22 protein-coding genes are annotated in these 26997 nt (G+C 72.2%); 8 read left to right on the top strand and 14 right to left on the bottom strand.

Translation table 11 applies throughout. The annotated features are described in order from the left end of the window. Positions 1–37: 37 nt before the first annotated feature. The 4 genes from ABD298_RS04250 to ABD298_RS04235 form a co-directional block, all read right to left on the bottom strand. Positions 38–730, bottom strand: coding sequence for a GntR family transcriptional regulator (locus tag ABD298_RS04250; protein ID WP_344298414.1), 693 nt, complete (start codon positions 728–730; stop codon positions 38–40). Then, on the bottom strand, positions 727–2229 hold the full coding sequence (locus tag ABD298_RS04245) for a fumarylacetoacetate hydrolase family protein (RefSeq protein ID WP_344298413.1): 1503 nt from the start codon (positions 2227–2229) through the stop codon (positions 727–729). Before ABD298_RS04245 ends, ABD298_RS04250 begins: the two co-directional genes overlap by 4 nt. Before the next feature lie 223 nt (positions 2230–2452). Then, positions 2453–3268 carry an alpha/beta fold hydrolase gene (locus ABD298_RS04240; protein ID WP_344298412.1) on the bottom strand — a complete coding sequence of 272 codons (816 nt, stop codon included), beginning with the start codon at positions 3266–3268 and terminating at the stop codon, positions 2453–2455. 324 nt (positions 3269–3592) lie between these two features. Further along, positions 3593–4999, bottom strand: a complete 1407-nt coding sequence (locus ABD298_RS04235) for an amino acid permease (protein WP_425564302.1) — start codon at positions 4997–4999, stop codon at positions 3593–3595. 242 nt (positions 5000–5241) lie between these two features. Here ABD298_RS04235 and ABD298_RS04230 point away from each other — a divergent pair, with 242 nt between their 5' ends. The 6 genes from ABD298_RS04230 (at position 5242) to ABD298_RS04205 (ending at position 11808) form a co-directional block, all read left to right on the top strand. Next, positions 5242–5712 carry an Lrp/AsnC family transcriptional regulator gene (locus ABD298_RS04230; protein ID WP_344298411.1) on the top strand — a complete coding sequence of 157 codons (471 nt, stop codon included), beginning with the start codon at positions 5242–5244 and terminating at the stop codon, positions 5710–5712. A gap of 156 nt (positions 5713–5868) precedes the next feature. Beyond that, a complete protein-coding gene (locus ABD298_RS04225) occupies positions 5869–6669 on the top strand; it encodes an NUDIX hydrolase (RefSeq protein WP_344298410.1) in 801 nt (266 codons plus the stop codon). Between the two features lie 51 nt (positions 6670–6720). Beyond that, positions 6721–8043 (top strand): quinolinate synthase NadA, encoded by a 1323-nt coding sequence (nadA, locus tag ABD298_RS04220; RefSeq protein ID WP_344298409.1) that lies wholly within the window; start codon positions 6721–6723, stop codon positions 8041–8043. Continuing rightward, positions 8040–9707, top strand: a complete 1668-nt coding sequence (locus ABD298_RS04215) for an L-aspartate oxidase (RefSeq protein WP_344298408.1) — start codon at positions 8040–8042, stop codon at positions 9705–9707. The genes nadA and ABD298_RS04215 overlap by 4 nt, the downstream gene beginning before the upstream one ends. Before the next feature lie 2 nt (positions 9708–9709). Further along, positions 9710–10654 (top strand): carboxylating nicotinate-nucleotide diphosphorylase, encoded by a 945-nt coding sequence (gene nadC / locus ABD298_RS04210; RefSeq protein WP_344298407.1) that lies wholly within the window; start codon positions 9710–9712, stop codon positions 10652–10654. Next, on the top strand, positions 10651–11808 hold the full coding sequence (locus ABD298_RS04205) for a cysteine desulfurase family protein (protein ID WP_344298406.1): 1158 nt from the start codon (positions 10651–10653) through the stop codon (positions 11806–11808). The genes nadC and ABD298_RS04205 overlap by 4 nt, the downstream gene beginning before the upstream one ends. Before the next feature lie 35 nt (positions 11809–11843). On the opposite strand, the gene ABD298_RS04200 is transcribed toward ABD298_RS04205, so the two are convergent. The 6 genes from ABD298_RS04200 to ABD298_RS04175 all read right to left on the bottom strand — a co-directional run bounded on the left by ABD298_RS04200 (position 11844) and on the right by ABD298_RS04175 (position 18253). Then, the gene (locus tag ABD298_RS04200; protein ID WP_344298405.1) at positions 11844–12392 is read right to left on the bottom strand and encodes a GtrA family protein; all 549 of its coding nucleotides are present in this window, start codon (positions 12390–12392) and stop codon (positions 11844–11846) included. 72 nt (positions 12393–12464) lie between these two features. Continuing rightward, a complete protein-coding gene (locus ABD298_RS04195) occupies positions 12465–13997 on the bottom strand; it encodes an amino acid permease (RefSeq protein ID WP_344298404.1) in 1533 nt (510 codons plus the stop codon). 109 nt (positions 13998–14106) lie between these two features. Further along, positions 14107–15528 (bottom strand): aspartate ammonia-lyase, encoded by a 1422-nt coding sequence (aspA, locus tag ABD298_RS04190; protein WP_344298403.1) that lies wholly within the window; start codon positions 15526–15528, stop codon positions 14107–14109. A gap of 31 nt (positions 15529–15559) precedes the next feature. Then, the gene (locus ABD298_RS04185; protein WP_344298402.1) at positions 15560–16660 is read right to left on the bottom strand and encodes an asparaginase; all 1101 of its coding nucleotides are present in this window, start codon (positions 16658–16660) and stop codon (positions 15560–15562) included. Between the two features lie 55 nt (positions 16661–16715). Further along, positions 16716–17441, bottom strand: coding sequence for a FadR/GntR family transcriptional regulator (locus tag ABD298_RS04180; protein ID WP_425564301.1), 726 nt, complete (start codon positions 17439–17441; stop codon positions 16716–16718). A gap of 74 nt (positions 17442–17515) precedes the next feature. Further along, positions 17516–18253, bottom strand: coding sequence for a DUF1684 domain-containing protein (locus ABD298_RS04175; protein WP_425564300.1), 738 nt, complete (start codon positions 18251–18253; stop codon positions 17516–17518). Positions 18254–18294: 41 nt separating this feature from the next. On the opposite strand from ABD298_RS04175, the gene ABD298_RS04170 reads away from it, so the two are divergent. Together ABD298_RS04170 and ABD298_RS04165 are read left to right on the top strand one after the other, a co-directional pair. Continuing rightward, the gene (locus ABD298_RS04170) at positions 18295–19125 is read left to right on the top strand and encodes a hypothetical protein (RefSeq protein WP_344298401.1); all 831 of its coding nucleotides are present in this window, start codon (positions 18295–18297) and stop codon (positions 19123–19125) included. A gap of 15 nt (positions 19126–19140) precedes the next feature. Further along, positions 19141–19944 carry a transglutaminase-like domain-containing protein gene (locus ABD298_RS04165; RefSeq protein ID WP_344298400.1) on the top strand — a complete coding sequence of 268 codons (804 nt, stop codon included), beginning with the start codon at positions 19141–19143 and terminating at the stop codon, positions 19942–19944. 446 nt (positions 19945–20390) lie between these two features. Here ABD298_RS04165 and ABD298_RS04160 read toward each other — a convergent pair whose 3' ends face one another. From ABD298_RS04160 to ABD298_RS04145, 4 genes are all read right to left on the bottom strand, one after another. Continuing rightward, on the bottom strand, positions 20391–20864 hold the full coding sequence (locus ABD298_RS04160) for a MarR family winged helix-turn-helix transcriptional regulator (protein ID WP_425564345.1): 474 nt from the start codon (positions 20862–20864) through the stop codon (positions 20391–20393). 5 nt (positions 20865–20869) lie between these two features. Next, positions 20870–22012 (bottom strand): LLM class flavin-dependent oxidoreductase, encoded by a 1143-nt coding sequence (locus ABD298_RS04155; protein ID WP_344298398.1) that lies wholly within the window; start codon positions 22010–22012, stop codon positions 20870–20872. A gap of 128 nt (positions 22013–22140) precedes the next feature. Further along, positions 22141–25338, bottom strand: coding sequence for an efflux RND transporter permease subunit (locus ABD298_RS04150; RefSeq protein WP_344298397.1), 3198 nt, complete (start codon positions 25336–25338; stop codon positions 22141–22143). An 88-nt stretch (positions 25339–25426) separates the two neighbouring features. Beyond that, the gene (locus tag ABD298_RS04145; RefSeq protein ID WP_344298396.1) at positions 25427–26917 is read right to left on the bottom strand and encodes a malate:quinone oxidoreductase; all 1491 of its coding nucleotides are present in this window, start codon (positions 26915–26917) and stop codon (positions 25427–25429) included. Positions 26918–26997: the final 80 nt, after the last annotated feature.

Below are 26997 nucleotides of genomic sequence, written 5' to 3'. Positions count from 1 at the left end.
TGTGTCAGTGGTCGCTGGGTCTGGAGAGTCTGGTGGTCTAGAGGGTCGGGAAGCCGGGGTTCTCACCGGTGCGGGCGAGGTACGCGGTCAGGGTCGCGGAGCGGTGCCGGCGCGCCGCGAGCTCGATCTCGGCGGTCGGCGCGTGGTTCTCGATGAGCTTCAGGAGTTCCTCGTGCTCCTCGACCGATTCGGCGGCGCGCTCGGGAACGTAGCTGAACGTGGACCCGCGGAGCGTCTTGAGGCGGTTCCACCCGCGGTGGACGAGGTCGAGGATGTGCGGGTTCGGGCAGTGCTCGAACAGGACCGAGTGGAAGTCCCGGTTCAGGGCCGTGAAGGCCACGGCGTCGAAGTGCAGCGGGTCCTGGGCGAGGAACTCGCGCATCCGGCTGTTGACCTCACGCGCCGCCGCGAGGTCCTCGGCCGTGACCGACGGCGCCGAGAGCGCGGTGGCCGCTCCCTCGACGAGGCTCAGCGTCTGCATGGTGTACAGGTACTCCGTCGGGTCGATCCCGGCCACCGTGGCCCCGACGTTCTTCTCGAACGTCACGAGCCCCTCGGCCTCGAGCCGGCGCACGGCTTCCCGGACAGGAACCACGGACACGTCGAGCTTCTCGGCGACCTGCGACAGCACGAGCCTGGCGCCGGGGGCGAGGTCCCCGGCGACGATCTGCTCGTGGAGCCAGTCGTAGGCGAGCTCGGACTTGCTCGCGGGGGCGGGGGCGACGCTCACGGCTGGTCCTCGGGCCCGGCGGCGAGGGACTCCTCGTACTTCGCGCGCCAGGCGGCGTTCATCGGGAACAGCCCGTCGACGGCGTTGCCCTCGGCGACCCGCTCCGCGACCCACGCCTCCTCGCGCTCCTGGGCGACGGCGTCGTCCGCGACCTCCTCGGCGAGGTTGGCAGGGATGACCACGAGGCCGTCCTCGTCGCCCACGATCACATCGCCGGGCACGACGGCGGCGCCGCCGCACGCGACCGTCTCGTCGACCGACCACGGAACGTGCCTGCGGCCGAGCACGGCGGGGTGGGCGTTCGCGCCCCAGGCCGGGATGTCCATCGCCGAGACGGGGCCGAAGTCGCGGATGCCGCCGTCGGTGATGACGGCCGCCGCGCCGAGCACCTGGGCGCGCAGGGCGAGGACGTCCCCGAGCGTCCCGGAGCCCTTCTCGCCGCGCGCGTCCATGACGAGGATGTCGCCGGGGCGCAGGGAGTCGACCGCACGCTTCTGCGCGTTGTACCCGCCGCCGAACTCTTTGAAGAGGTCCTCGCGGGCGGGGATGTAGCGCAGAGTGCGGGCCGTGCCGACCACCTTCGCGCCGGGCTTGGTGGGGATGAGCCCCTCGATGTGGCAGTTCTGCATGCCGCGCCGGCGCAGCTGGACGCTCAGCGTCGCCGTGCCCACGCTCTTCAGCTTCTCGGTGAGCTCCGGCGTGAGGATGCTCGCGGGGCGGGAGTCGGCGGGCGTGATCCCCGCGGCTTCGGCCGAGCCCCATGCGTCGATCCGGTCCGCGTCGGTCAGCTTCGGGAGCGCGCCGACGGGGGAGAGCACGAGGCTGGACTGGACGACCTTGTTGGCGAGCCGGCCGGTGGTGAGGTGGCCGCCGTCGTGCGTCGCGCCGTCGACCTCGACCTCGACGAGGTCGCCCGGCTGGGCGACCGTCGCGCCGGCCGGGGTCCCCGTGAGGATGACGTCCCCGGGCTCGAGGGTCATGAGGCGGGAGAGGTCGGCGACGAGCTGGGCGAACGGGAAGATGAGCGTGGACGTCGTGTCGTCCTGCGTGAGCTCGCCGTTGATCCACATCCGCACGCGGAGGTTGGCCGGATCGACCTCCTGGGCCGGGAGGAGCGCAGGGCCGATCGGCGCGATCCCGTCCGCGCCCTTGGAGCGGAGGTTGGAGCCCTTGTCCGCCCAGCGGAGGTCGGCGAACCCGGCGTCGTTCGCGGCGGTCACCGAGCCGACGTGCGCCCATGCGTCCTCGAGGGCGACGTTGCGTGCCCGCGAGCCGATCACGAGGGCCACCTCGCCCTCGACCGTGAGCGCCTCGACGCCCTGGGGGCGCGCGAGCTCCGCGCCGTCGAGCCCGAGCGACGTGGCCGGCTTGAGGAAGTAGGAGGGATTGGCGGGAGTGCGCCCCCGCTGGGCCGCGCGGCTCGGGTAGTTGAGGTGGACGGCGATGACCTTGCCTGCGGCGTCGATGATGTCCTGGCCAAGCTGCTCTTGGTGGTGCACGTGGTCCTCTTCTTCGAGTCGTCGGGCCAGCCCTCCCCGAGGGCCGAGCTGGATCGTATACGATCATCGTATACGATCCAGTGTGCCGTGGGACACGGTGGCCGTCAACCCCTTCCGGTGCGTCGCAGAACGAAGTCCCAGAACGTGACTCCCAGAATGTGACTCCTAGAATGTGACTCCCAGAATGCGACTCCCAGACGGCCGCATAGAGCCGAGCACGCCGTCAGCGGTTCAGGAACTCGAGTGCAGCATCCTTGAACGCGCGCGCGGTCACGACGTTGACGTGGTTCCGCCCCGGCACGATCACGACCTCTGCGCCGGGGGCGAGGCCGCCGAGCACCTCGAGGGCGCCGACGCGCTCGTCCTTCTCGCCGGCGACCAGGAGCAGCGGCTGCCGCGGCACCGCCTCGGCCGCGTCGAAGGGCTCCTCCTTGATCCCCTCCACGAGGGAGAGCAGCGCGTACATGTCGGCGCCGGGCGACGCCTGGGCCATCGTCACGAGGGCGGCGGTCGACTCGTCGTCGATCGGTGTGCCGTCCGCGAGGAAGCGCTGGGCGGCAGGCAGGTCGAACTCCGCGAGCGGGTCGCGGCTGCTCGGGCCGCCGAGGACGAGGCGCCGGACGAGCGACGGCTGGGTCGCGCCGAACTCCCACGCCAGCCGTGATCCCAGCGAGTAGCCCACGACGTCGAGCCCGCTCTCGGGGTGGCCGTCGGCGATCGGCCGGGCGCCCGCATCGCTCACGATCTGCAGGAGGTCCGCGCGGATGCGGCTCGGCGTGTACGAGTCGACGTCCTCCGGTGCGGCGCTGCGGCCGTGGCCGGGCAGGTCGACGGCGATCACGCGTCGGCCCGATTCGAGCAGTGTCGAGACCCAGCCGCTCTGCTCCCAGTTGAGCGCCACCGAGGAGGCGAAACCGTGGATGAGCAGGACGGGCGGGACGCCGGCCGGTATCTCGGGCTCCGCCACGAGGACGTTGAGGCCGGGGTCCGTCCCCTCGACCGTGTGCTGCGGGGCCGCTCCCGCATGCTGTCCTGCCATCATGGGCACCATCCCCTCGTCAGGCCCCGGCGTCGGGGCGCCGGCGGTCGCCGGCTCGGTCGTCATCACGGTCCGCGCTCAGCTGTACCTGCCGCTTCGGCGCCCCGCGGGACCGCACAGTCCCGACGATACCCGCCGCCCGGTCGGGACGGAGATGGCCCGAGCCGCTGTTCTGGACGAAGGGCACCACGGCGGCCCGAGACGCCGCGAAGGCCGACGAAAGCCCAGGCAGCCTGCGCAGGGCGACCGGGTGGATCCCGGGGGCCGCTGCACGGACTGCCTGGGCTCACAGACTGCCTGGCGGGCACGCGGAGGCGGGACGGATCAGTCCGCCGTGACGGCGCTCCTGCGGCGCTGCGCGAGGGCGAGGGCGCCCGCGACCGCGGCCACGAGGGCAAACGTGCTCAGGAGCTGGATGCGGCTGTCCTCGCCGACCAGTCCGACCGCGAAGATCGCGGCGAGCAGCGCCAGGCCCAGCCCCGTGAGCCACGGGAAGCCCCGCATGCGCAGCGGGAGCGCCTCGCCGGCGGTGTCGGCGCGCCGGCGCAGGACGAGCTGGGACACGAGGGCCGAGCCCCAGACGATGAGGCACGTCGAGCCCACGAAGTTGAGCAGGACGGGCAGGACCGCGTCCGGGAACGCGAGCTCGAGCACGGTTGCGGCGAAGCCGAACACCACCGAGGCGACGACGGCGACCGCCGGGACGCGGGTGCGTGTGAGCTTCGCCAGGACCCGGGGGGCGTCCTGGCGCTCGGCGAGGGAGAAGACCATGCGCGAGGCGCCGTAGAGGTTGGCGTTGAGCGCCGAAAGGAGGGCGACGACGGCCACGAGGGTGATGACGGTTGCGGCGCCCGGAAGGCCCGCGGCGTCCAAGACCGCGGCAAAGGGGCTCTTGAGGCCGTCGGACGTCCACGGCAGGACGGCCGCGATGACGAAGATGGAGCCGATGTAGAAGACCAGGATCCGCCACACGACGGTCCGCACCGCGCGCCCCACGCTGCGGGCGGGGTCCCGCGTCTCCGCGGCGGCGACCGAGACGATCTCCGTGCCGCCGAAGGCGAACACGACGACGAACAGGCCAGTGGCGATGCCGGCCATGCCCTGCGGGGCGAAGCCACCGTGGTCGGTGAAGTTGCTCAGGCCCGGCGAGGCGACCGAGGGGATCCAGCCGAACAGGAGTGCGGCCCCGACGAGGAGGAAGGCCACGATGGCGGCGACCTTCAGCAGGGCGAACCAGAACTCGAACTCGCCGAAGTTGCGCACGCCCGTGAGGTTGACGGCGGTGAAGACGGCCATGAAGGCCAAGGCCATGAGCCAGACCGGCAGCACCGGGAAGACGGTCGCGAGGAGGCCCGCGGCGCCGAGGGCCTCGGCGGCGATCACCACGACGAGCTGGCACCACCAGAGCCAGCCCACGGTCGCGCCGGCCACGCCGCCGAGCGCCTTGCCGGTGTACACGGAGAAAGCGCCGCTGTTTGGATTGGCGGCGGCCATCTCGCCGAGGGCCCACATCACGATGATGATGAGGGTTCCCGCGACGAGGTACGAGATGAGGATGGCGGGGCCGGCCGCCTTGATGCCGGCTCCCGAGCCGATGAAGAGGCCTGCCCCGATTGCGCTGCCGAGCCCCATCATCGTGAGCTGGCGCGGTGACATCGAGTGTCCGAGCCTCGGCGCGGGCGTCGTCGTCGACGCGGTGCCGCGGCTGTCTGCAGTGTGCGTAGCTGTCATTTCCGTCTTTCGGATCTGCGATGGCCGGCGCCGCCGGGTAGGCTGGCCGGCCAGAGGACGCACTGACCATAGCGCCTTTCGCCGTCGCGTGTGTGGTGCACCTCACGCCCCTGTGCACGGTGTGCAGTATCGGCGCCCGCCTCGCGGGATCGTTGGACACAATGCGCAGTGCATGCAGGGGGGTGCATCAATCTGTAGCATCGTGGCAGCGGCACGGTGGGGTGCCGACCAGGGAGGCAGAGATGAAGGTGGACGAGCTCGACGCGAAGATCGTACGGCTGTTCAGCGACGAGCAGAGGATGAGCGTCCTGGAGGCCTCCCGCATCCTCCGCGTGGCGCGCGCAACGGTCCAGGCACGGCTCGACCGGATGGTCTCGAGCGGCGTCATCTCCCGCTGGGTGCCCCAGCCCGATCCCCGGGCCTTCGGCTTTCCGGTCGTCGCGTTCTGCTCCCTCACCATCAGCCAGGACCTGGGGCACGAGGCGGTGGCGGAGGCGCTGTCCCGGATCCCGGAGGTCCTCGAGGTGCACACCGTCTCGGGCGACAGCGACCTCATGGCCCGGGTGGCGGCGAAGTCGAACTCGGACCTTCAGCGCGTACTGGACGCCGTCACTGCGACCAAGGCCGTGCTGCGGTCTTCCTCGGTCATCGTGCTCAACACCCATTTCGAGGACCGCACGCTTCCCCTCCTCGAGGCCGCTGCGCGTTCCTGACGCCCCGCGGCGCTGGCGCCCGGCGCCGCCCTGGCGCAACGTCACCTTTTGCCCACGGTCCCGGATGCGCGTATCATGACTTAGAGTCAAAGTGACTTTAACTGCCGGTGAACGAGCTGCCGGTGAACGAGCTGCCGGTGCGAAGGAGGCGCGAGGATGAGCCAGATCTTCTTCGGAGCGCCTCCGCGGCCCAGCGCCCCGGCCGGGGCGAACGTCTCGGAGCGCGCCCAGCTGCCGCCGTCGCTCGCCATCTCGACCGTGATCTTCGCCCTCAAGCCCGATCCGCTGGCCAACGGCGCCCCGACGCTCTGGCTGCCGCTGGTGAGGCGCATCAAGGAGCCCTTCCGCGGCCAGTGGGCGCTGCCCGGCGGCCCCCTCACGGCCGAGGAGTCCCTCGAGGACGCCGCGCGGCGCAACCTGCTCGAGACCACCGGGCTCGCGCCCGCCTACCTCGAACAGCTCTACGCCTTCGGGGGCCTCAACCGCTCGAGCAGGCCCGAGCGCGGGAGCCAGCGCGTCGTGTCGATCGTGTACTGGGCCCTCGTGCGCGCCACGGAGGCGCAGCTCTCGGTCGGGGGTGAGGGCGGCGACGAGAACGTCGCGTGGCACCGCGCGGACACGGCCGGTGCCGGGGAGGGAGGCCTTGCCTTCGACCACCGCGAGATCGTGGACTACGCGCTCTGGCGTGTGCGCACCAAGATCGAATACGCCCAGATCGCCTACCACTTCCTAGGCCCGACCTTCACCCTGGCCCAGCTCCGCGAGGTCTACGAGGCGGTTCTCGGCCGGTCTCTCGACCCGGCCAACTTCCGCCGCCAGCTCAAGTCGGCGCCGCAGATCGAGGCCACCGACGAGTTCCTCGAAGGCGGCCGTCACCGGCCGCCCCGGCTCTACCGGTACACCGGGCCGCTCGACGCGACCCCCGGCGGCCCCGGCCCCGGCAGCACCCAGTCCTAGCCACCATCCGACCCCTCCGCCCCCAACCCCAGCCCGTCCCAGGAGCACGCCATGACATCTGTCGCCACCGCCATCAGCCTCATCACGCGCGCCGAAGCCGAAGCGTCGTCCGAGGCCCGTGCGCTCGGCGGCGCGGGCGCGAGCACGTGCGGTGCGGACCTCGCGAAGGGCCCGTGGGAGTTCGACGCCGCCGAGGCCCTCCGCGGCCTGCCCGCCTACGGCCCCGGCGCCTCCGTCGCTGATGCCGCTCCGCGGTCGACGCCCCGCCAGGGCCAGCTGCCGCAGGAGTACCGGGAGGCCTCCGAGGACGAGCTGCGGGCCCGGATCACCGCCGCGAAGGAGGCCCTGGGCGAGCGCGTCGTCGTGCTCGGCCACTTCTACCAGCGCGATGAAGTGGTGGAGCACGCCGACTTCGTGGGCGACTCCTTCCAGCTCGCCAACGCCGCGCTCACCAGGCCGGACGCCGAGGCGATCGTCTTCTGCGGCGTGCACTTCATGGCGGAGACGGCCGACATCCTCTCGCGGGAAGACCAGGCCGTCATCCTGCCCAACCTCGCCGCAGGCTGCTCGATGGCGGACATGGCGGACATCGACTCTGTCGAGCAGGCGTGGGCCCAGCTCGAAGAGGTGCTCGGCACCGAGCCGGACGCCGAAGGCCGCGTCCCGGTCATCCCCGTGACCTACATGAACTCCTCGGCCGCGCTCAAGGGCTTCTGCGGGGAGCACGGCGGGATCGTGTGCACCTCCTCGAACGCGGCCACCGTCCTGGAGTGGGCGTTCGAGCGCGCCCAGCGCGTCCTCTTCTTCCCGGACCAGCACCTCGGCCGCAACACGGCCAAGGCCATGGGCGTGCCGCTGGAACAGATGCCGATGTGGAGCCCGCGCAAGCCCCTCGGCGGCAACGACGCCGCGACTCTTCTGGACTCGCGCGTGATCCTGTGGCACGGCTTCTGCTCGGTGCACAGGCGCTTCACGGTGGCCCAGATCGAGCAGGCCCGCGCGGAGCACCCCGGCGTCCGCGTGATCGTCCACCCCGAGTGCCCCATGGAGGTCGTCGACGCCGCCGACGAGTACGGCTCCACCGACTACATCCGCAAGGCCATCGCCGGCGCGACCGAGCCGACGGTGTTCGCGATCGGAACCGAGGTCAACCTCGTCAACCGCCTGGCGGCCGAGTACCCGCAGCACACCGTCTTCTGCCTTGACCCCGTGATCTGCCCGTGCTCGACCATGTACCGGATCCACCCCGGCTACCTCGCCTGGGTGCTCGAGGGCCTGGTCGAGGGCGAGGTCCGCAACCGCATCGAGGTCCCCGCCGACGTCGCGGCCACCGCGCGGGTCGCCCTCGAGCGCATGCTGGCGGCCCGCCCGTGACCACCCGTCCAGCGTCCGCCCGGCGCCGGCGGCTCGTCGTCGTCGGCAGCGGGGTCGCGGGGCTCATGGGCGCGATCCGGGCCGCCGATCCCGCCCGGGGCGAGGGTGCCGACGTCGTGCTCCTGACCAAGGCGCGGCTCGCCGACTCGAACAGCATGCTCGCCCAGGGCGGCTTCGCCGCCGTCCTGCCCGAGGGCCAGTGCGCGCCGGGCGACTCGACGGCGAACCATGCCGCGGACACCGTCGCGGCGGGAGCAGGCCACGGGAACCGTCGCGCCATAGAGGCGATGTGCGCCGCGGCCGCCGGCGCCGTGGAGGCGCTCGTCTCCCGTGGCGTCGGCTTCGACCGCGACGCCGACGGGCGGCTCGCGCTCGGGCTCGAGGCCGCCCACTCCTTCCCGCGGATCCTGCACGCAGGCGGGGACGCGAGTGGCGCCGGGATCAGCCTCGCGCTCATCACCGCGCTCCGCCGGCTCGAGGCCGAGGGCCGCGTGCAGGTCTTCGAAGGGGCGGTCGTCACCGAGATCCTCCTCGAGGCCGGGGAGGCCGTCGGCGTCGCGTACACGCTGGCCGGCGGGGCGGCCGCACCGCACTCGTCGGGCCGCATCTCCGCCGACGCCGTCCTGCTCGCCACCGGGGGAGCGGGCCAGCTCTACGCACAGACCACGAATCCCGCCGTCGCGACGGGCGACGGCGTGGCCCTCGCCTACCGCGCCGGCGCCGTCCTGCGCGACCTCGAGTTCTACCAGTTCCACCCCACCGCGCTCCAGACGAGGGACGCCGACGGCCGCCTGCGCTCGCAGCTCGTCTCCGAGGCGGTCAGGGGCGAGGGCGCGGTGATCCGGGACGCTGCCGGCCGCCGCTTCGTGGGCGACTACCACCCTCTCGGCGAGCTCGCCCCGCGGGACGCCGTGTCCCGGGCGCTCGCCCTGCACGCCCGCGCCGGCGGAGGCCAGGCGTTCCTCGACGCCACGGGGCTCGAGGAATTGCACGGGCAGGGGTTCCTCGCGCGGCGCTTCCCCAGCCTGGACGCCATAACCGGCGCGGCCGGATTCGACTGGCGGCGTGAGCCGCTCCCCATCGGCCCTGCGGCCCACTACTGGATGGGCGGCGTCGCGACGGACCTCGACGGAGCCACGAGCGTCCCCGGCCTGTACGCGGCGGGGGAGGCGGCGTGCACCGGGGTCCACGGTGCCAACAGGCTGGCCTCCAACTCGCTGCTCGAAGGCGCGGTCTTCGCGGCCCGTGCAGTGGAGCACGCCCTCGCACGCGTCGGGGGAGCGTGGCAGGGTCCATCCCCGGCCGGGGAGCACGCGGTGCTCTCCCCGGAGGCCGAGGACCCCGGCACGCCCGGAGACCTCCTGGACGGTGCTGCCGGACGAGCGCGCCTCGCCGCCGCCATGGAGGCCGACGCCGGCGTGCTGAGGGACCGGGAAGGCCTGAACCGGCTCCGGGCGACCCTCGGCTCGTGGGCCTCCGACGAGCCGGAGACCGCCAACCTCCTGACCCTCGGACGCCTCCTGGCCGCGGCCGCCGCCGCGCGCGGGGAGTCCCTCGGCTCCCACTTCCGCCTCGACGCCCCCCAGCGGAGCGCCGAGCGCCTCAGCGCGGCGGCGAGCATCGACGTCGTGCGCGCGCCCGCAATTGCAGGAAGGACCTCGTGAGAATGACAGCCACCGCCACCTCCACCTCGCCCGCCGCACGGGAGGCCGGGAGCACGCCGGCGCCGATCCCGCTCGCGCCCGCCGCGCTGCGCCGCGTCCTCGAGGCCGCCTACGCCGAGGACGCGCCCAGCGGCGACCTGACCTCGCTCCTGCTCATCCCGTCCGCCGCGCGGGCCACGGCCGAGCTCCGCGCCCGCGTCCCGGGCGTCTTCTCGGGCGGACCGGTCGTCGAGGCCGGCTTCGCCCTGCACGATCCCGCAGCGGAGGTGCAGGTGCTCGTCGCCGAGGGGCAGGCGTTCGACGCCGGCGCCGTCCTGGCCCGGGTGACCGGCCGCGCCCAGTCGATCCTCACCGCGGAGCGGGTCGTGCTCAACCTGGTCCAGCGCATGAGCGCGATCGCGACCCAGACGGCGCAGTACGTGGCGCTCACCCGCGGCACCAAGGCCAAGATCGTGGACACGCGCAAGACCACCCCCGGGCTGCGCGAGCTCGAGCGGTACGCCGTGCGCTGCGGGGGCGGACGGAACCACCGCTTCAGCCTCTCCGACGCTGTCATGGCGAAGGACAACCACCTCGCCGTCCTCACCGGGGGAGACCCGTCCCGGCTGACCGGCGTGCTCCGGGGCGCCCGAGACCGCCTCGGCCACACCACGCACTTCGAGGTCGAGGTGGACCGACTCGAGCAGATCGAGCCGGTCCTCGCCGCCGGGGTCGACACGATCATGCTGGACAACTTCTCCCTGGCCGACCTCCGGACCGGAGTGGAGACGGTGGCTGGGCGCGCCACCGTCGAGGCGAGCGGCGGCGTGACCCTGGAGACCGTCGCCGACATCGCGGCCACCGGAGTCGACGTCATCTCGGTCGGGGCGCTCACCCACTCCGTGGTCAACCTCGACCTTGGCCTCGACCTCGTCATCGGCGGCCCCACGGGGCAGGAGGCCCCGTGATCTACCTCGACGCCGCCGCGACGGTCCCCGTGCGCCGCGAGGTGCTCGAGGCGATGTGGCCGTACCTGACCGGCGACTTCGGCAACCCCTCGAGCCACCACGAGGTCGGGGACCGGGCCCGGGACGGCCTCGAGGGAGCGCGCGCGGACGTGGCGGCCGTCCTCGGCTGCCGGCCGTCCGAGGTCACGTTCACCTCCGGGGGCACCGAAGCGGACAACCTCGCCGTGAAGGGCATCGCCCTCGCCCGGCGGGCCGCCGACCCGCGGCGCACGCGTGTCGCGGTCAGCGCCGTGGAGCATCCCGCGGTCCTCGAGTCGGCGCGGAGCCTGGCCCGCCTGCACGGCTTCGCTGTCGACCTCGTGCCCGTCGACGCGCAGGGACGTGTCACGCCCGAGGCGCTCGCCGTCGTCGTGGGTCCCGAGACCGCCGTCGCGTCGGTGATGTACGCCAACAACGAGGTGGGCACCGTCCAGCGGATCGGCGAGCTGGCCGCCGTCGCGCGGACCGAGCGGGTCCCGCTCCACACCGACGCCGTCCAGGCCGCCGGCTGGCTCCCGCTCGGCGTCCGCTCCCTCGGCGTCGACGCGCTCTCGGTCTCCGGCCACAAGCTCGGCGCTCCCAAGGGCGTGGGGGCGCTGTTCGTTGCAGGGCGCATCGCGGTCGAGCCCCTCGTCCACGGCGGCGGCCAGGAGCGCGGGCTGCGCTCCGGCACCGAGAACGTCGCGGGCGCCGTCGCGCTCGCCACCGCCCTGCGCCTCGCCGAGGCAGAGCGCACGACGGCGGCGGCACGCCTGGCGCGGCTGCGCGACGGGTTCATCTCCCGGGTGCTCGAGCTCGTGCCCGATGCCACCCTGACCGGACACCCGACCGAGCGCCTCCCCGGGAGTGCGTCGTTCTGCTTCCCGCGGGTGAGCGGGGAGTCGGTGCTGCTCGAGCTCGAGCGGCGGGGAGTCGTGTGCTCGTCGGGCTCGGCGTGCGCCGCGGGCTCCAGCGAGCCGTCCCACGTCCTGACCGCGATGGGCATCGCCTCCGACGTGGCGCAGACGGCTGTGCGCTTCACGCTGCCCGGATCGGCCACCGGCGAGGACCTCGACCGCGCTGCGGCTGCCCTCGCCGACGCCTGCGCTGCGGTCGTCGGGATCGCGCGCCGCTAGCGCTCCGCGCGTCGCTGAGGCGTCCGGCGCGCGCCTCAGGCGTCCCGCGCCCGGCGGAAGATCCACAGCCGCAGGAGCGCGAACCGCACGGCGGTCGCGGCCCAGCCCGCGACCGTCGTCGTCCACAGCTCCGCCACGACGCCTGCGGACGGGTCCACCCAGTGCAGGACCGCGAGGCTTCCGGAGGTGAGGGCGAGCGCGACCGCCATCGCCACGAGCCCGTTGAGGTGGTCCTTGGCGAGGCGCTCGGCGCCGCGGACCCTGAAGGTGAACCGGCGGTTCAGCCCGGTGTTCATGACCGAGGTCAGGATGAGCGCCACCGCGTTCGCGGCCTGCGCGCCCAACCACGGCCGGCACAGCGTGAACAGGGCCAGCGAGCTGAGCGTGCACACGATGCCGACGCCCGTGAAGCGGGCCAGCTGCCGGGCCAGCGGGACGCGCCAGAGCCGCAGCGCCGGGCTGGCCGCCGCGGGCCTGGCCGCTGCAGGGCTGCCCGCCAGAGGCTCCGACGGGCGACGGCCCCGGCGGGACGGCGCGATCGCCGATCCTGCCGGGCCCGTCGTCTCAGTCGGCTGGGGGTCCATGGAGCCAGACTCTCATGCTTCGCTGTGCCGCCGCTGTGCCGGGAGTGTGCCCCGGCACAGCGGGGCCCGGCCCTACGGGCGGGGTGCTGGCCGGTTGGCCACGACGGGGGCGGCGCCGGTGTACCCCTCGCGGGCCTCGGCGATCTCGTGGATCCGCTGCCGAAGCGCGTACCAGCCGATCACCATCAGCACGCAGGCGACGGCGGTGGCCAGGAGCGTCCACGGGGAGTCGATGAGGACCATGACCAGGACCGCGGCGAGGAACACGAGGGTGACGTAGCCCGTCCACGGGGCGCCGGGCATCCGGAAGGCAGGGCGCTGGGTCCAGCCCTTCTCGGCCCACCGGGCCAGCTGGATCTGGCACAGCACGATCGTGGCCCAGGTGGAGAGGATGCCCACGGAGGCGACGTTCAGGACGATCTCGAAGGCGTCTGCCGGGACGAGGTAGTTCAGCGGCACGCCCAGGAGCGACACCGCGGCAGTGATCGCAATGCCGCCGTACGGCACGCCGGCCTTGTTCATCCGCAGCGCGAACTTCGGCGCGGAGCCGGCCGCGGCCATGGAGCGCAGGATGCGGCCGGTGGAGTACAGGCCCGCGTTGAGGGAGGACAGGGCGGCGGTGAGGACCACGAGGTTCATGATGACGTCCACGCCCTGCACGCCGATCGAGCCGAAGAAGGTCACGAACGGGCTCACGCCCTTCTCGAAGGAGGTGTAGGGGAGCAGCAGAGAGAGCAGGACGACCGAGCCGACGTAGAACACGGCGATGCGGAAGACGACCGAGTTGATGGCCTTGGGCATGATCTTCTCGGGGTTCTCCGTCTCGCCGGCGGCGGTGCCGACCAGCTCCACCGAGGCGTAGGCGAACACGACGCCCTGCATGAGCAGGATCATCGGGGCGATGCCCATGGGGAAGATGCCGCCGTGGTCGGAGATGAGCGACAAGCCGGTGGGGGCGCCGGTGGGGGTGCCGAACAGGACGAAGTAGATGCCCAGGGCGAGGAAGGACACGAGCGCGGCGACCTTGATCAGGGCGAACCAGAATTCCATCTCGCCGAAGACCTTGACCGAGACGAGGTTCAGTGTCAGGACGAGCACGAGGGCGATGAGCGCCCAGAGCCACTGCGGGACCGCGGCGATCCACGGGACGTAGCGGCCGAAGAAGTGCATGTAGAGCGCGGCTGCCGTGGTGTCCACGATCGTGGTCATGGCCCAGTTGATCCAGTAGAACCAGCCGGAGACGTAGGCGGCCTTCTCGCCGAAGAACTCGCGGGCGTAGGAGACGAAGGAGCCCGAGGAGGGGCGGTGGAGCACCAGCTCGCCGAGCGCGCGCAGGATGAGGAAGACGAACGCGCCGCAGATCGCGTAGGCGAGCACGAGCGACGGGCCGGCAGCGGCGAGGCGGCCGCCGGCGCCGAGGAACAGACCGGTGCCGATGGCGCCGCCGATGGCGATCATCTGGATCTGGCGCGCCTTGAGGCCCTTGTGGTAGCCGGCGTCCTCGGCGTGGAGGACATGGTCAGCAGCGTGCGCGTGGCCGTGGTCCTCGAGGTGGTCCGGGATCTCCAGGCCGCCTTTGGCCCGGGTGGGGTCGACGGATGACATCCGCGTCCTTTCGGTTGTGTGGACAGGGGGTGCAGAGAGGGGGAGGGAGTTCTGCTGAGGGGGGTGGTGCAGGCGGGCCCGCGAAGCCGCGGGGGCCGCCGGTCACGGCCTAGGCCGTGAGGTTCGCGAGCCGCTCGGGCTGCAGGAGCTCTTCCAGCCGCTCGGCGGTGAGGAGGCCGCGCTCGAGGACGAGTTCGGCGACGCCGCGTCCGCTCGCGAGGGCCTCCTGCGCGATCTGGGTCGCCGCCGCGTAGCCCACGTGGGGGTTCAGGGCGGTGACGAGGCCGATGGACTGCTCGACGCCCTCGCGCAGGCGTTCCGCGTTGGCCGTGATGCCGCGCACGCAGCGATCGGTCAGGGTACCGCACGCCGCCGCGAGATGCGTGATGCTCTTCTGGAGGCTGTGCACGATGACGGGTTCGAACGCGTTGAGCTGGAGCTGGCCGCCCTCGGCCGCGAGGGTGATCGTGACGTCGTTGCCGATGACCTCGAACGCCACCTGGTTGACCACTTCGGGGATGACCGGGTTGATCTTGCCCGGCATGATCGAGGACCCGGACTGCACGGCCGGGAGGGTGATCTCGGCGAGTCCGGCCCGCGGGCCCGAGGAGAGGAGGCGGAGGTCGTTGCAGATCTTGGACAGCTTGACTGCGACGCGCTTCAGCACCCCGGAGAGGTGCACGAAGGCGCCCATGTCCTGGGTGGCCTCGATCAGGTCAGGGGAGGTCACGAGCGGGAGCCCGGTGATGTCGGCGAGGTGGCGGCACGCCGCCTCGGCGTAGCCCGCGGGGGCGTTGAGACCGGTGCCGATCGCCGTGGCGCCCAGGTTGATCTCGTGGATGAGGGCCGAGGCGTCGCGCAGGCGCTCGCGGTCCTCGCCGATCGTCACGGCGTAGGTGCCGAACTCCTGGCCCAGAGTCATGGGGACGGCGTCCTGCAGCTGGGTGCGCCCCATCTTCACGACCGTCCGGAACTCCGCCGCCTTCTCGGCGAAGGCCGACTCGAGCCGGTGCAGCGCGGTCAGGAGCTCCTCGATCCCGGCCACCGTCGCGACGCGCACCGCCGTGGGGTAGACGTCGTTGGTGGACTGGCTCAGGTTTACGTGGTCGTTCGGGTGAAGCGCGGCGTAGTCGCCCTTCTCGCGGCCCAGCAGCTCGAGGGCGCGGTTTGCGATCACCTCGTTGGCGTTCATGTTCGACGACGTGCCCGCACCGCCCTGGATGACGTCGACGACGAACTGCTCCCCGAGCCGGCCGTCCAGGATCTCCCGGCAGGCCGCTTCGATCGCGTCGCCGCGCTCGGGGTCGAGGAGGCCGAGCTCGCGGTTGGCCCGGGCGGCGGCGAGCTTGACGGCGGCGAGGCCGCGCACGAGGTGGCCGTTGCGGGAGAGGGGCTGTCCGGTGATGGGGAAGTTCTCCACGGCGCGGAGGGTGTGCACGCCCCAGTACGCGTCCGCGGGGACGTCGCGGTCTCCGAGGAGGTCGTGCTCGGACCGCACTCCCGCGGAGGGGGCAAGGATGGTCGAGGTCATGGGTGCCTTTCGGGTTCTGGTGTGGGAGGGGTCAGAGTGCCGATGGCGGGAAGACCGCCTCGAGCGCGACGAGCTCGCCGACGCGGCGCCCCCCTCCGAGGACCGGCTGGACTGCCAGGGCCGCGAGCGCACCCCGGGGGGCCGCCTCGGGGACGCCCAGCGCCGAGAGGGCGCGGACGGTGATGGGCATGCGGGCCCGGTCGCCGCCGTCGGAGACCTTGACCGCGACCGCCCGCCCGTCCGGTAGGCCGACGAGCTGGACGCCCTCGAAGCCGTCCTTCGCGACCGCACCGGGCAGGGCGCGCATGAGGGCGGTGACGTCGCGGCCCTCGCCGGCCACCATCTCGGGGTGGCGGGTCATGGCGCGGGCGACGGCGGCCTCGGCACCCGGGTGCGCGTCGTCGCCGTCGTGCGCGGGGGCCGCGGCACCCGCTGCGGCGAGGCGGCCGTATGCGCGGGCCATCCCCGCGAGGGTGAGGGCGGGCAGCGGCGTGCCGCAGCCGTCGGTAGTCCACGCGGATGGCGTCTCGCCAGTGAGCTCGGCGATGGTCGCCGCGACGAGGAGCTGGAGGGGGTGCTGGGGGTCAAGGTAGGTGTCGGCGTCCCAGCCGTTGAGCGTGCACACGGCCGCCATGGCGGCGTGCTTCCCCGAGCAGTTCTGGCAGACCCGGTCGGCCCTGCCGCCGCTGCGGAGCCAGTCCTCGCGCTCGGCGGCTCCGTAGGGGAGGTCACGCGTGTTGCGGAGCGCCTCGGCGGTGAGCCCGTGCTGCCGCAGGATCTCGAGGGTGCCGCCGCGGTGGGCCGCCGAGCCGCTGTGGCTCGCGGCGGCGAGAGCCAGGAGAGCGTCCCTGACGCGGAGGCCCGCCCGGACGAGGGCGACGGCCTGGAGCGGCTTGAGTGCGGACCGGGGGAAGAACGGAACTGTGGACGCCCCGGCCGCGAAGGCGAGCGACCCGTCCGCCTCCGTCGCCGTGACACTCCCGTAGTGGACCCCCTCGACGACGCCGCCGCGCACCTGGGCGGCGAGGGGGACGTGCGCGGGGAGCGCTGGCAGGACCGGGACCCCGGCGGAGGCGGTGGGGTTCTCCTCGTCGGTCTCGGCCGCGGGCATGGTCAGGGCAGGGCTGCGCATGGAGGGAGAGTCTCTTCCGGTGTGTCGTGGTGGGCGGGTGCAGGGCCTGGTCGGCTCAGCGGCCGATGAGCGTCCCGAGGGCGCGGTCGACTGCCGCGAGGTGCTCGGCCATCGCTGCGCTCGCGAGCTCCGCGGACCCCGCCTCGATGGCGGCGACGATCGCGCGGTGCTCGATGTCGGAGGCCCGCTGCCGGTCGTGGGCCACGAGGTTGAGGGTCTCGGACTGGTGGGCGAGCGCCTCGCGGAGTTCCGCGACGACGCTCTCGAAGACCTTGTTGCCGGAGGCCCGGGCAATCAGCCCGTGGAACGAGGCGTCGAGGGCTACCCACGCCGCGGGGTCGTCCTCGACGGACATCTCGTCGATGATGCCCTTGAGGGCGGACACGTCCTCCGGGGTGTGGCGCCGGGCGGCCAGCGCCGCCGCGGGCACCTCGATGTGCGGTCGGGCCTCGGTCAGGTCACGCGCCGAGTAGCGCCCCAGGACGAGGTCGCCGGACGCGCGGGAGGAGACGACGAACGTCCCCCGGCCGGTGTGGGTCTGCGTGAGCCCGAGCGCGGCACAGGAGCGCAACGCCTCACGCACTACGGAGCGGCTCACCCCGTAGCGGGCGGCGAGCGCCGCCTCGGAGGGCAGCTTGGTCCCGACCGGGACCCCGCCGGCCTCGATCTCGCCGCGGAGGTCGGCCAGGACCGCCTCGGCCGCGCTGAGCCGGGCGAGGGGCCGGCGCGCGGCCCCGGGCTGGTCCAGCTGTCGAGGTGTCGGGCTGTCGGACAGGTTCACGTCCAAGACTATGGCAGACGTCACAGAGGGCTGTCAAGCGAGGCGGACGCGGGAGGGAGGCGCCGCGGCGCGGTCTATTCCCGGGTCAGGTGCGGGTACAGCTCGCCCACCGGGACCTCTGCGGGGACGCGGTTCTCGGGGCCGGGCAGGGGGCATGCCCAGGCTTCGTTGTAGGCGCAGCTTGGGTTGTACGCGAAGTTGAAGTCCAGCACGTACAGCGGCGGGCGGGGCTCCGGCGTCGGGTGGCTGCCGCCGTCGTGCGCGGGGTCCTCGGTGTCCCGGGCACCGAGGAACGCGCCCTTGATGGTGTCGAGGAGGTAGCGGCCCGCGCCGTACGAGCCGCCGACGCGGCCCGCGGTCGCGTCCCGGAACGGCACGAAGACGCCACCGCCGTAGCCCGCGTGCCGCCAGGCGGCGAGGCTGCCGAGGCCAGGCAGGTCGAACGTGCCGATCCGCACGAAGGGCACGACGCCGTCCGTGCCGGTCCGGACCGGCCGCTCCTGGCCGCGCCCGTGGGGCAGGAGCGGGACCTCGAACCGGAACGCGGGGTCGTAGGGAGCCACGCGGAGTCCGGCGAACGAGGCCCTCTCGTGCGGCAGGAGCGGGGACGCGGGGTGGGTGCCCATCAGCCGGTCCCTGCCGCTGCGCCACAGCTCGTGGCCGTCGCGGGGCGTCGGCGCGGCGCGCACGTGCTCGTAGAGGGAGAACATGCTCAGGCGCCAGTCGGCCACGGCGTGCGCCGGGAGGTCGAGGGCGGCCTCGGACTCGTCCCACTCCTCGCCGGCCGAGCTGTCGTCCGCGTGTTCGCGCATGGCGCCACAGTACCCCGGACCGCCTTCGCTAGGGTGGTTCCATGGCACGCCTCGCCCCGGCACTCCTGATGGCATCAGTGCTCCTCGTCACGACGTGCGGCGTCACCGCGTGCGGCGGCGGCTCGACCGGGCCCGTGTGGACCGGCGCCACCCAGGGTGGCCCCTCGGCCTCGGGCGGGTCGTCCTCGCCGGGCACGACGGCGTCGGCCTCCACCGGCGCGGCGAGCACCCCCAGCGGCTCGGCGTCCGCCTCCGGTGAGGCCACGCCGTCGCCCGCTGCCACGAGCGCGGAGTGGAAGACGTACACCGACCCCGGCAAGACAATCAGCTTCGACCTGCCGGCCCAGTGGATCGTGCAGACTGCCGCGCCCGCCGAGGGCGCCTCCGCAGGCTCGCTCAACATCGAGGTCAAGACGGCCGACGGCTCGTTCGTCGCCGCGCTCAAGACGGGCCTCCCGGTGGCCTCGCCCGCTCCCTGCGACTCCGCGAATGCCCGGTCGTACACCGTCCTCAACAGCGTCCCGGTGGACCTTCCCTTCACCGACGGGCCCGGCGTGATCACGCCGCGCTTCGTGTTCCGCGTGATCCAGGGGTACAAGTTCTTCGGGTCGTTCGGCCTGACCGGCGTGGCCACCGCGGCGCAGGACGGGAAGGCGTGCCAGCTCATGAACATCGTGCCGGGACCGCCAGGTGTCGGCGGGTATTCCTTCGCCGACGTCACCGAGGTGACCGCGCCCGCGCCCAGCGCCAGAGTTGCGCCGCTGGCATCTTTCGATAGCCTTGCTCAGGCGTCGGACTACGTGCACACGTCCGCGAAGTTCGCCGACGCCCAGCGCATGATCATGTCGCTGAAGTTCACCCCGAAGAACTAGTCTTCCTGGAGCCCCATGCAGCGTACCGTCGGCGCCCGTCTCTCGTTCACCACAGCGGCGCGGACCAAGCTCGCCATGGCCATCGCGGTCGCCCGCAACCCCGGCTACGACTCCCTCGACGAGGACCTTGTCGTGACGTCCGGCGGCCAGCGGCTCGCACCGCGCGAACTGCTGGACGGGCACGGCGGCCGCTTCCACGTCCTGGAGCTCGAAGAGCCCGCGGAGGTCGAGGTCGAGTACCGTGCGGTCGTGGCCGGCAGCGGGGAGCCCGAGCCCGCCGACGAGATCGAGCTGATCCGGTACGTCCGGCCCAGCCGCTACGCCGAGAGCGACCGGCTCTTGCCGACCTCGTACGCGCAGTTCGGCTCCCTCGGCGGGGCCGAGCTCGTCCAAGCGGTGCGCGAGTGGGTCCACGGCCAGCTGGCCTACGTGAGCGGGTCCTCGCGGGGCACGGACGGGGCTGTCGAGACGCTCCTGCACCGGCGCGGGGTGTGCCGCGACTTCGCGCACCTCGCTGTCGCGCTGCTGCGTGCGAAGGACGTTCCCGCCCGGATTGCCGCCGTCTACGCCCCGGGGCTGAAGCCGATGGACTTCCATGCCGTGGCGGAGGCCTACGTCGACGGCGCGTGGCACGTCATCGACCCCACCGGGCTCGCTCCGCGCGGGTCGATGCTGCGGATCACGGCCGGCCGGGATTCCTCGGACACGGCGTTCCTCTCGACCGTCGGGGGCCGCCTGACCCTCAAGCGCCTCACTGTCACCGCCGAGGCCGACGATCTCCCCGCCGAGGACCCCCACCGCCTGCTGCGTCTCGCCTGACGCACCCCCCTTGCCGTTTCGGGTACGGCTGTTTCGCCCCCCCGGCCGTTTCGGGCACGGCTGTTCCGCCCCCCTGCCGTTTCGGGTACGGCTGTTTCGCCCCCCTGCCGTTTCGGGTACGCACGACGGCGGGTGCGAACCCGGCGCTGGCGGCGCGCGGCGTCGTGCGCGGGACGCGGAAGGGAGGCGCCTCAGTGCACATGAGACGCCCTCCGGACCGCGGCGAGGCGCCCTGTTGCAGGTGAGACGCCTTCTGGCGCTCTCACCCGCAACAAGCCGACTCGGACGGCCTGGCGCAGCCACGACCCGTGAGGCGTCCTGCGCCCGAGCGTTGTCAGGCGGGATCTGGCGTACCCGAAACGGGACAGGGCGGGATCTGGCGTACCCGAAACGGGAGAGGGCGGGATCTGGCGTACCCGAAACGGGAAAGGGCGGGGGAGGCGGCGTCAGAGCGGGTGGGTCTCCACGACGCGGGAGCGGAGCCGCGTGGACAGGTCCTGGAGCTCCGCGAGCTCGGCGGGAGTGAGCGCGTCGCCGAAGATCCGCGCGATCTCCCGCACGTGCGCCCGGCCGATCTCGCGCTGGACCCTCTCGCCCTCCGCGGTGAGCCGCACGACGACGCCGCGTCCGTCGCCCGGCGCGGCCTCCCGGGCCACGAGTCCCTGCTTCACGAGCCGTTCCACGAGCCGCGAGAGGCTCGACTGCGCCAGCAGCACATGGTCGTTGAGCTCGTTGAGCCGCAGTCCGCCCACAGGGCACTTGCTGAGGGTGAAGAGGACGTCGTACTCCTTGATGTCCAGGCTCCCGAACGCGGGATCGCGGGCGAGGCGCCGCATGATGGCGACCTGGGCACGGAACAGCGCCTCCCAGGCCTCGGCCGCCTCGCGCACGGTCGGGGTCCGCTCGCCCGGGTCCGGCAGGGCGGTCACGAAGGCGAGCCCGGCGCTGCTGCGGTCGCCCCCTCCGGCGCGGCGCCGTCGTCGGATGCGGCGTCCCGCGCCAGCTTGGCGGCGACGCGCGCGGCGTGCGTGGGTGCCTCGGGGACGTCGGCGGGACGGCCCTGGGCGAAGCCGGCCTTCAGCTCCGGCAGCACCTCCCCGAGGAGGTCGAGCTGCTCCAGGACGGTCTTGAGCGGGAGGCCGGCGTGGTCGATGAGGAAGAGCTGGCGCTGGTAGTCCCCGAAGTAGTCGCGGAAGGCGAGCGTCTTCTCGAGGAACTCCGCCGGGCTCCCGACGGTCAGCGGGGTCTGGGCCGTGAAATCCTCCATGGAGGGGCCATGCCCGTACACGGGGGCGTTGTCGAAGTAGGGCCGGAACTCGCGCTTGGCGTCCTGCGAGTTCTTCCGCATGAAGAACTGGCCGCCGAGGCCCACGATCGCCTGGTGCGCCTTGCCGTGGCCGTAGTGCTCGAACCGCTCGCGGTAGAGGTTGATCAGGCGGATGTAGTGCTCCTTGGGCCAGAAGATGTTGTTGGCGAAGAAGCCGTCACCGTAGTAAGCAGCGAGTTCGGCGATCTGCGGCGTCCGGATGGAGCCGTGCCAGACGAACGGGGCGACGCCGTCGAGCGGCCGCGGGGTGAGCGTGAAGTTGTGCAGCGGGGTGCGGAACTTGCCGCTCCATGTGACCGTCTCCTCGTCCCACAGGCGGCGCAGGAGCGCGTAGTTCTCGATGGTGAGCTCGAGGGAGTCCTGGGGGTTCTTCCCGAACCATGGGTACACGGGCGCGGTGTTGCCGCGGCCTAGGACCAGATCCGTGCGCCCGCCGGTGAGGTGCTGGAGCATGTCGAAGTCCTCACCGATCTTCACCGGATCGTTGGTGGTGATGAGGGTCGTCGCGGTCGAGAGGATGAGGTTCTCGGTCTGGGCGCCGATGTAGCCCAGGATGGTGGTCGGCGAGCTCGGGTAGAACGGCGGGTTGTGGTGCTCGCCCGTGGCGAAGACGTCCAGACCCACCTCCTCGGCGTGCTTGGCGATCTTCACGATGGCCTGGATGCGCTCGCCCTCGGTGGGCATGTGACCTGTCGTGGGGTCGAGCGTGACGTCGCCGACGCTGAAGATTCCGAACTGCATGGGGGAGACCTTTCCTCGGGTGCCAGCCAGTCTAGCAAGATATATGCGTTTGCATCTATCCGAACCGGTCCCGGGCCCCGTTCATTCCCGGGGCCGACGACGGCGCGCCGCCGGCCCCGCGGTCAGCGTCAGCCCTCGGCAGCCCGCCTCCCGGACACCTTGGGGACCTGGCCCGTGGTCCAGTCGCCGCCCGTGGCAGCGGGGGAGGGCACCGCGGCGTCGGGCGCGGCAGGGGCCCGCCTGAGATCGCGGAGCAGGCGACGGCGCTCGAGCCGTCCCTCGACCAGCCGGTACAGCACGGGGACGAGGACCAGCGTCAGCGCGGTCGAGGACACGAGCCCGCCGATCACGACGACGGCGAGCGGCTGGGCGATGAACCCTCCGCCCCCGGTGAGCCCGAGCGCCATCGGGGTCAGGGCGAAGACCGTCGCGAGGGCCGTCATGAGGATGGGCCGCAGCCGCTGGCGCGCGCCCCGCTCGATCGCCTCGGCGAGGTCCAGTGCGGGCCTGCCCGGCCCGGACCTGCGGTACTGGTTGATCAGGTCGATGAGCACGATGGCGTTCGTCACGACGATGCCGACCAGCATGAGCATGCCGATGAGGCCCGGAAGGCCCAGGGGGATACGGGCCAGGAGCAGCGCCGCTATTGCCCCGGTGGCGGCGAACGGGATCGAGACGAGGAGGATGAGCGGCTGGACGAGGCTCTTGAACGCGGCCACCATGATCACGTACACGATCGCGATCGCGGCGAGCAGCGCGAGCCCGAGCTGCCGGAACGACTCGGCCTGCTGGGCGCTCGCCCCGCCGACGCTCGCGGTCGCGCCGCGCTCGAGGCTCAGGCCCGAGATCCGGCGCTGCACCTCGGCGCTGACGGTGCCCAGATTCGTGTCCTTCGGCGAGACCGAGACGGTCGCGGTGCGCTGGCCGGACGTGCTGGTGACGGTCACCGGCACATCGGTCTGCTCGACCGTGGCGATGGCCCCGAGCGTCAGGCCGCCCGGCGCCCCGGGGATCGGCAGGTTCTTCACCGCGTCGACGCTCGCGAACGGCGTCCCCCGGCCGATGCGCACCGGGTAGTCAGTCGTGCCGAAGCGGATGGTCCCGGCGGGCACGGGGCTTGCGGTGGCTGCGAGGGCGCCGGCGACCTGCTGCTCGTTGAGGTTCGCCGCGGCCGCCTTGGCCCTATCCACCCTCACCTGGACGACAGGCTGCCCGGCGGCGAGATTGCTCGTCACGCCAGTGGCGCCTGGCACGTCCGCGAGGGCCTTGAGCACTGCATCGTTCGCGGCGGCGAGGGAGCCGGCGTCGGGGGCCTTGACGGTCACGTCCACGGTCGACGACGTCCCGAACCCGCCCTGCTGGCTCCCCACCGTCACCTTGCCGACGCCGTCGAGGCGGCCGACAGCGTCGCGCACCTCGTTCTGGAGGGCTTCCTGGTCGCGGGACTCGTCGGTGATGACCGTGAAGGTGGCGCTCGAGGCGCCCGCCGAGAGGAAGGCGCCGAAGCCGGTGGTCGAGTTGCCGACCGTGGACTGGACGGTCTGGATGCCGTCCGTGCCGCGCAGGAGGCCCTCGACACGCTCTGCCGCCGCGCCCGTGGCCTCGAGGCTCGTCCCGGGCGGCATGGTCTGGCGCACGGTGAAGGAGTTCTCCCCGGTGCCGGAGAGGAGGTTGGTCTGCAGGAGCGGCGTCATGGCGAATGTGCCCACGAGCACGAGCACGCCCGCGACGAGGGTGATCACGGGGTGCCGCTGGGTCGTGCGCAGGATCGGGAGGTAGCCGCGCTGCAGGACCGAGGACTTCTCCTTCTCCTGAGCCTCGGCCCGCGCCACGGCGGCAGTCGTCCCTGCCGCGGGACGGTAGCCGAGGAACCAGTAGGCGAGCACGGGGACGATCGTGAGCGAGACCGCGAGGGAGGCGAGCAGCGCGATCGTGATGGTGAGCGCGAACGGCCGGAAGAGCTCGCCGGCGAGGCTGCCCACGAAGGCGATCGGGAGGAACACGGCCACGGTCGTCAGCGTCGAGGCCGTGACGGCCCCGGCGACCTCGCGCACGCCGGCGAGGATCGCCGTCGTCTTCTCCTCGCCGTACCCGAGGTGCCGCTTGATGTTCTCGATGACCACGATGGAGTCGTCCACAACGCGCCCGATCGCGATCGTGAGCGCGCCGAGGGTGAGCAGGTTCAGCGAGTACTTGGTCGCGTAGAGCCCGATGAACGTGATGAGCAGCGACAGCGGGATCGAGACCGCCGTGACGAGCGTCGAACGGACCGAGAGCAGGAAGACCAGGATCACGAGCACCGCGAAGCCGAGCCCGAGCAGGCCCTCCGTGGTGAGGTCCTTGATGGACTTCTCGATGAACGGCGCCTGGTCGAAGACGGTCGTGAGGTGCGCCTCCGAGCCGAGCTCCGCCTCGAGCTGGGGGACCAGGTCGCGCACCGCGTGGGAGATGGCCACGGCGTCGCCCTCGGGCTTCTTGGTCACCGAGATCGCGAGGGTGGGCCTGCCGTTGGTCCTCGTGATCGAGGTCGCGGGGTCGTCCTCGAGGGCCACGGTGGCGACGTCGCGGATCACCGTCGGGGTCTTGGCCCCCGTGAGCGGCAGGCCGGCGACGGCGTCGGGGGAGTCGAGCGGGCTGCCCGCCTGGAGGGAGAGGGTCTTGCCGTCGCCCTGGACCGTTCCGATCGGTGTGAGCGCGCCGTTGTTCTGCAGCGCCGTCCGGATGGCGCCCGCGTCGACGCCCCGGGCGGCCAGGGCGGCGGGGTTGGGCGTGATCTGGAGGTGGCGGGTCGCGCCTCCCGTGACGTCGGCCCCGCGGACGCCCGCGATCTTCTGGATCTTCGGCACCGCCACTTCGGCGAGCTGGCTGTTGAGCTCGCTCAGGGACTTGTCGGAGGAGGCCGCCAGGAACACGATCGGGAAGTCGGAGATGCTTCCGGCCACCGGCTGGGGGTCGACGTCGGAGGGCAGCTGCCGCTTCACGGTCGAGATCGCGCGGTCCACCTGGTTGCGCGCCCGGTCGAGGTTCGTGCCGTAGGCGAAGGACAGCCGGATGGTCGACACCCCGGTGCGGGAGGTCGACGCGGAGCTCTCGAGTCCCTCGACCGCCTGGAGGGCCCGTTCGAGCGGCTGGCCCACCTGCCTGTCGACCACTTCCGGGGAGGCGCCCGGCATCGAGGACACGACCGTGAGCTGGGGGAACTCGATCGACGGGATGAGTTCCTGCTTGAGGCTGCCGGCTGTGATGACTCCGAAGACGGAGGCGAAGACCGTGATCAGGGCGATGAGGGCCCTGTTCGCCATGGAGAGCGTAGCGAGGCGGAACATGGGGGCCTCTTCGTGTCGGGTGGGCGGCGGAAGGAATGGGTGCTCAACGGCCCGCGCCCCGAAGGGGGACGCGGGCCGTCGGGCGATGCTACTTGGCGGGCGCCGCGAGCTGCAGCGCGGCAGCGGTGCTGGCCGCCACCTCCGCGGCGAGCTCGGGGTGCTCGTCGAGCTTGACGCCGTAGCCTGGCATCATCTCGCGCATCTTGGGCTCCCAGCCCTTGAAGCTCTTCGGGAAGCAGCGCTGCATGAGCTCGAGCATGATCGGCACGGCGGTCGAGGCGCCGGGGGAGGCCCCGAGCAGGGCGCCGATGGAGCCGTCGCGCGCGGTGATCACCTCGGTGCCGAACTGGAGCACGCCGCCCTTGGCGGAGTCCTTCTTGATGATCTGTACGCGCTGGCCTGCCGTGATCAGCTCCCAGCCCTCGGACGTCGCCTCCGGGAAGTACTCCCGCAGCGCGCCGATCTTGGACTCGCGGCTCTTGGCGACTTCCTTGACCAGGTAGGCCGTGAGGTCCATGTTGTCCTTGGCCACCGCGAGCATCGGGATGATGTTGCTGGGCCGGATGGACAGCGGAAGGTCCCAGAGCGAGCCGTTCTTCAGGAAGTTCGTCGAGAACCCGGCGTACGGGCCGAACAGCAGCGAGCGCTGGCCGTTGACGTAGCGCGTGTCGAGGTGCGGGACCGACATGGGCGGGGCGCCCACGGAGGCCTGCCCGTAGACCTTGGCGTTGTGCTGAAGCGCGACGCCCTCGTCGGTGCTGCGCAGGAACTGGCCCGAGACGGGGAAGCCGCCGTAGCCCTTGCTCTCCGGGATGCCGGAGGCCTGCAGGAGGTGGAGGGCCCCTCCGCCGGCGCCCACGAACACGAACTTCGCGTGGATCCCGCCGCGCTCGCCCGAAGCGAGGTGCTTGGTCGCCACGCTCCACCCGCCGCGGGAGCGCTCGAGGTTGATGACGTCGGTGCCGTAGTTGACCTCGACGCCGCTGTTCTCGAGGAACGTCACGAGTTCGCGGCTGAGCCGCCCGAAGTCGACGTCGGTGCCCTCCGGGACGCGGGTCGCAGCGACGCGGCCCTCGCCTCGGCCGTTCATGACCAGCGGGGCCCACTCGGCGATGGTCGCCGGGTCCTCGCTGTACTGCATGGACGAGAAGAGGGTGTGCTTGCTCAGGGCTTCGTAGCGGGTGCGCAGGAAGTCCGAGTGCGCATCTCCGATGACGAAGCTCATGTGGGGCACGGTGTGGATGAACGAGGACGGGTCGCCGATGCTGCCGTCGTTCACCAGGTGGGACCAGAACTGCCGCGACAGCTGGTAGCCCTCGTTGATGCTGAGCGCCTTCGCCGGGTTGACGGAGCCGTCCTTGGCCTGCGGCGTGTAGTTGAGCTCGCAGTAGGCCGCGTGGCCGGTGCCGGCGTTGTTCCAGGGACCGGAGCTCTCGAGCCCCACCTCGTCGAGGCGCTCGAAGAGCACGATGCTCCAGCTCGGTTCCAGCTTCTTGAGGAAAGCGCCGAGGGTGGCGCTCATGATGCCTCCGCCGATCAGAACGACGTCGGCAGATCGGGTGGTGGAAATGAAGGTCACGGATGTCTCCCTGCGCAAATGGACCAGAGGCAGAATATCCCTCGTCCGCGCTGTTCGCTAAATCCTCCGGTGTGCCTTCG

The organism is Sinomonas flava (assembly GCF_039531875.1).
Lineage (GTDB): Bacteria > Actinomycetota > Actinomycetes > Actinomycetales > Micrococcaceae > Sinomonas > Sinomonas flava.
The sequence above is the reverse complement of the archived record's forward strand: the minus strand, read 5'-3'. Positions and strand labels throughout refer to the sequence as shown.

What these genes read in the sequence shown, in the direction of transcription:
- ABD298_RS04240 (WP_344298412.1), bottom strand. Translation starts at nt 3,268, where the DNA reads ATGGCAGGACAGCATGCGGGAGCGGCCCCGCAGCACACGGTCGAGGGG.
- ABD298_RS04235 (WP_425564302.1), bottom strand. Translation starts at nt 4,999, where the DNA reads ATGACAGCTACGCACACTGCAGACAGCCGCGGCACCGCGTCGACGACG.
- ABD298_RS04230 (WP_344298411.1), top strand. Translation starts at nt 5,242, where the DNA reads ATGAAGGTGGACGAGCTCGACGCGAAGATCGTACGGCTGTTCAGCGAC.
- ABD298_RS04225 (WP_344298410.1), top strand. Translation starts at nt 5,869, where the DNA reads ATGAGCCAGATCTTCTTCGGAGCGCCTCCGCGGCCCAGCGCCCCGGCC.
- nadA (WP_344298409.1), top strand. Translation starts at nt 6,721, where the DNA reads ATGACATCTGTCGCCACCGCCATCAGCCTCATCACGCGCGCCGAAGCC.
- nadC (WP_344298407.1), top strand. Translation starts at nt 9,710, where the DNA reads ATGACAGCCACCGCCACCTCCACCTCGCCCGCCGCACGGGAGGCCGGG.
- ABD298_RS04200 (WP_344298405.1), bottom strand. Translation starts at nt 12,392, where the DNA reads ATGGACCCCCAGCCGACTGAGACGACGGGCCCGGCAGGATCGGCGATC.
- ABD298_RS04195 (WP_344298404.1), bottom strand. Translation starts at nt 13,997, where the DNA reads ATGTCATCCGTCGACCCCACCCGGGCCAAAGGCGGCCTGGAGATCCCG.
- aspA (WP_344298403.1), bottom strand. Translation starts at nt 15,528, where the DNA reads ATGACCTCGACCATCCTTGCCCCCTCCGCGGGAGTGCGGTCCGAGCAC.
- ABD298_RS04185 (WP_344298402.1), bottom strand. Translation starts at nt 16,660, where the DNA reads ATGCGCAGCCCTGCCCTGACCATGCCCGCGGCCGAGACCGACGAGGAG.
- ABD298_RS04175 (WP_425564300.1), bottom strand. Translation starts at nt 18,253, where the DNA reads ATGCGCGAACACGCGGACGACAGCTCGGCCGGCGAGGAGTGGGACGAG.
- ABD298_RS04170 (WP_344298401.1), top strand. Translation starts at nt 18,295, where the DNA reads ATGGCACGCCTCGCCCCGGCACTCCTGATGGCATCAGTGCTCCTCGTC.
- ABD298_RS04165 (WP_344298400.1), top strand. Translation starts at nt 19,141, where the DNA reads ATGCAGCGTACCGTCGGCGCCCGTCTCTCGTTCACCACAGCGGCGCGG.
- ABD298_RS04155 (WP_344298398.1), bottom strand. Translation starts at nt 22,012, where the DNA reads ATGCAGTTCGGAATCTTCAGCGTCGGCGACGTCACGCTCGACCCCACG.
- ABD298_RS04150 (WP_344298397.1), bottom strand. Translation starts at nt 25,338, where the DNA reads ATGTTCCGCCTCGCTACGCTCTCCATGGCGAACAGGGCCCTCATCGCC.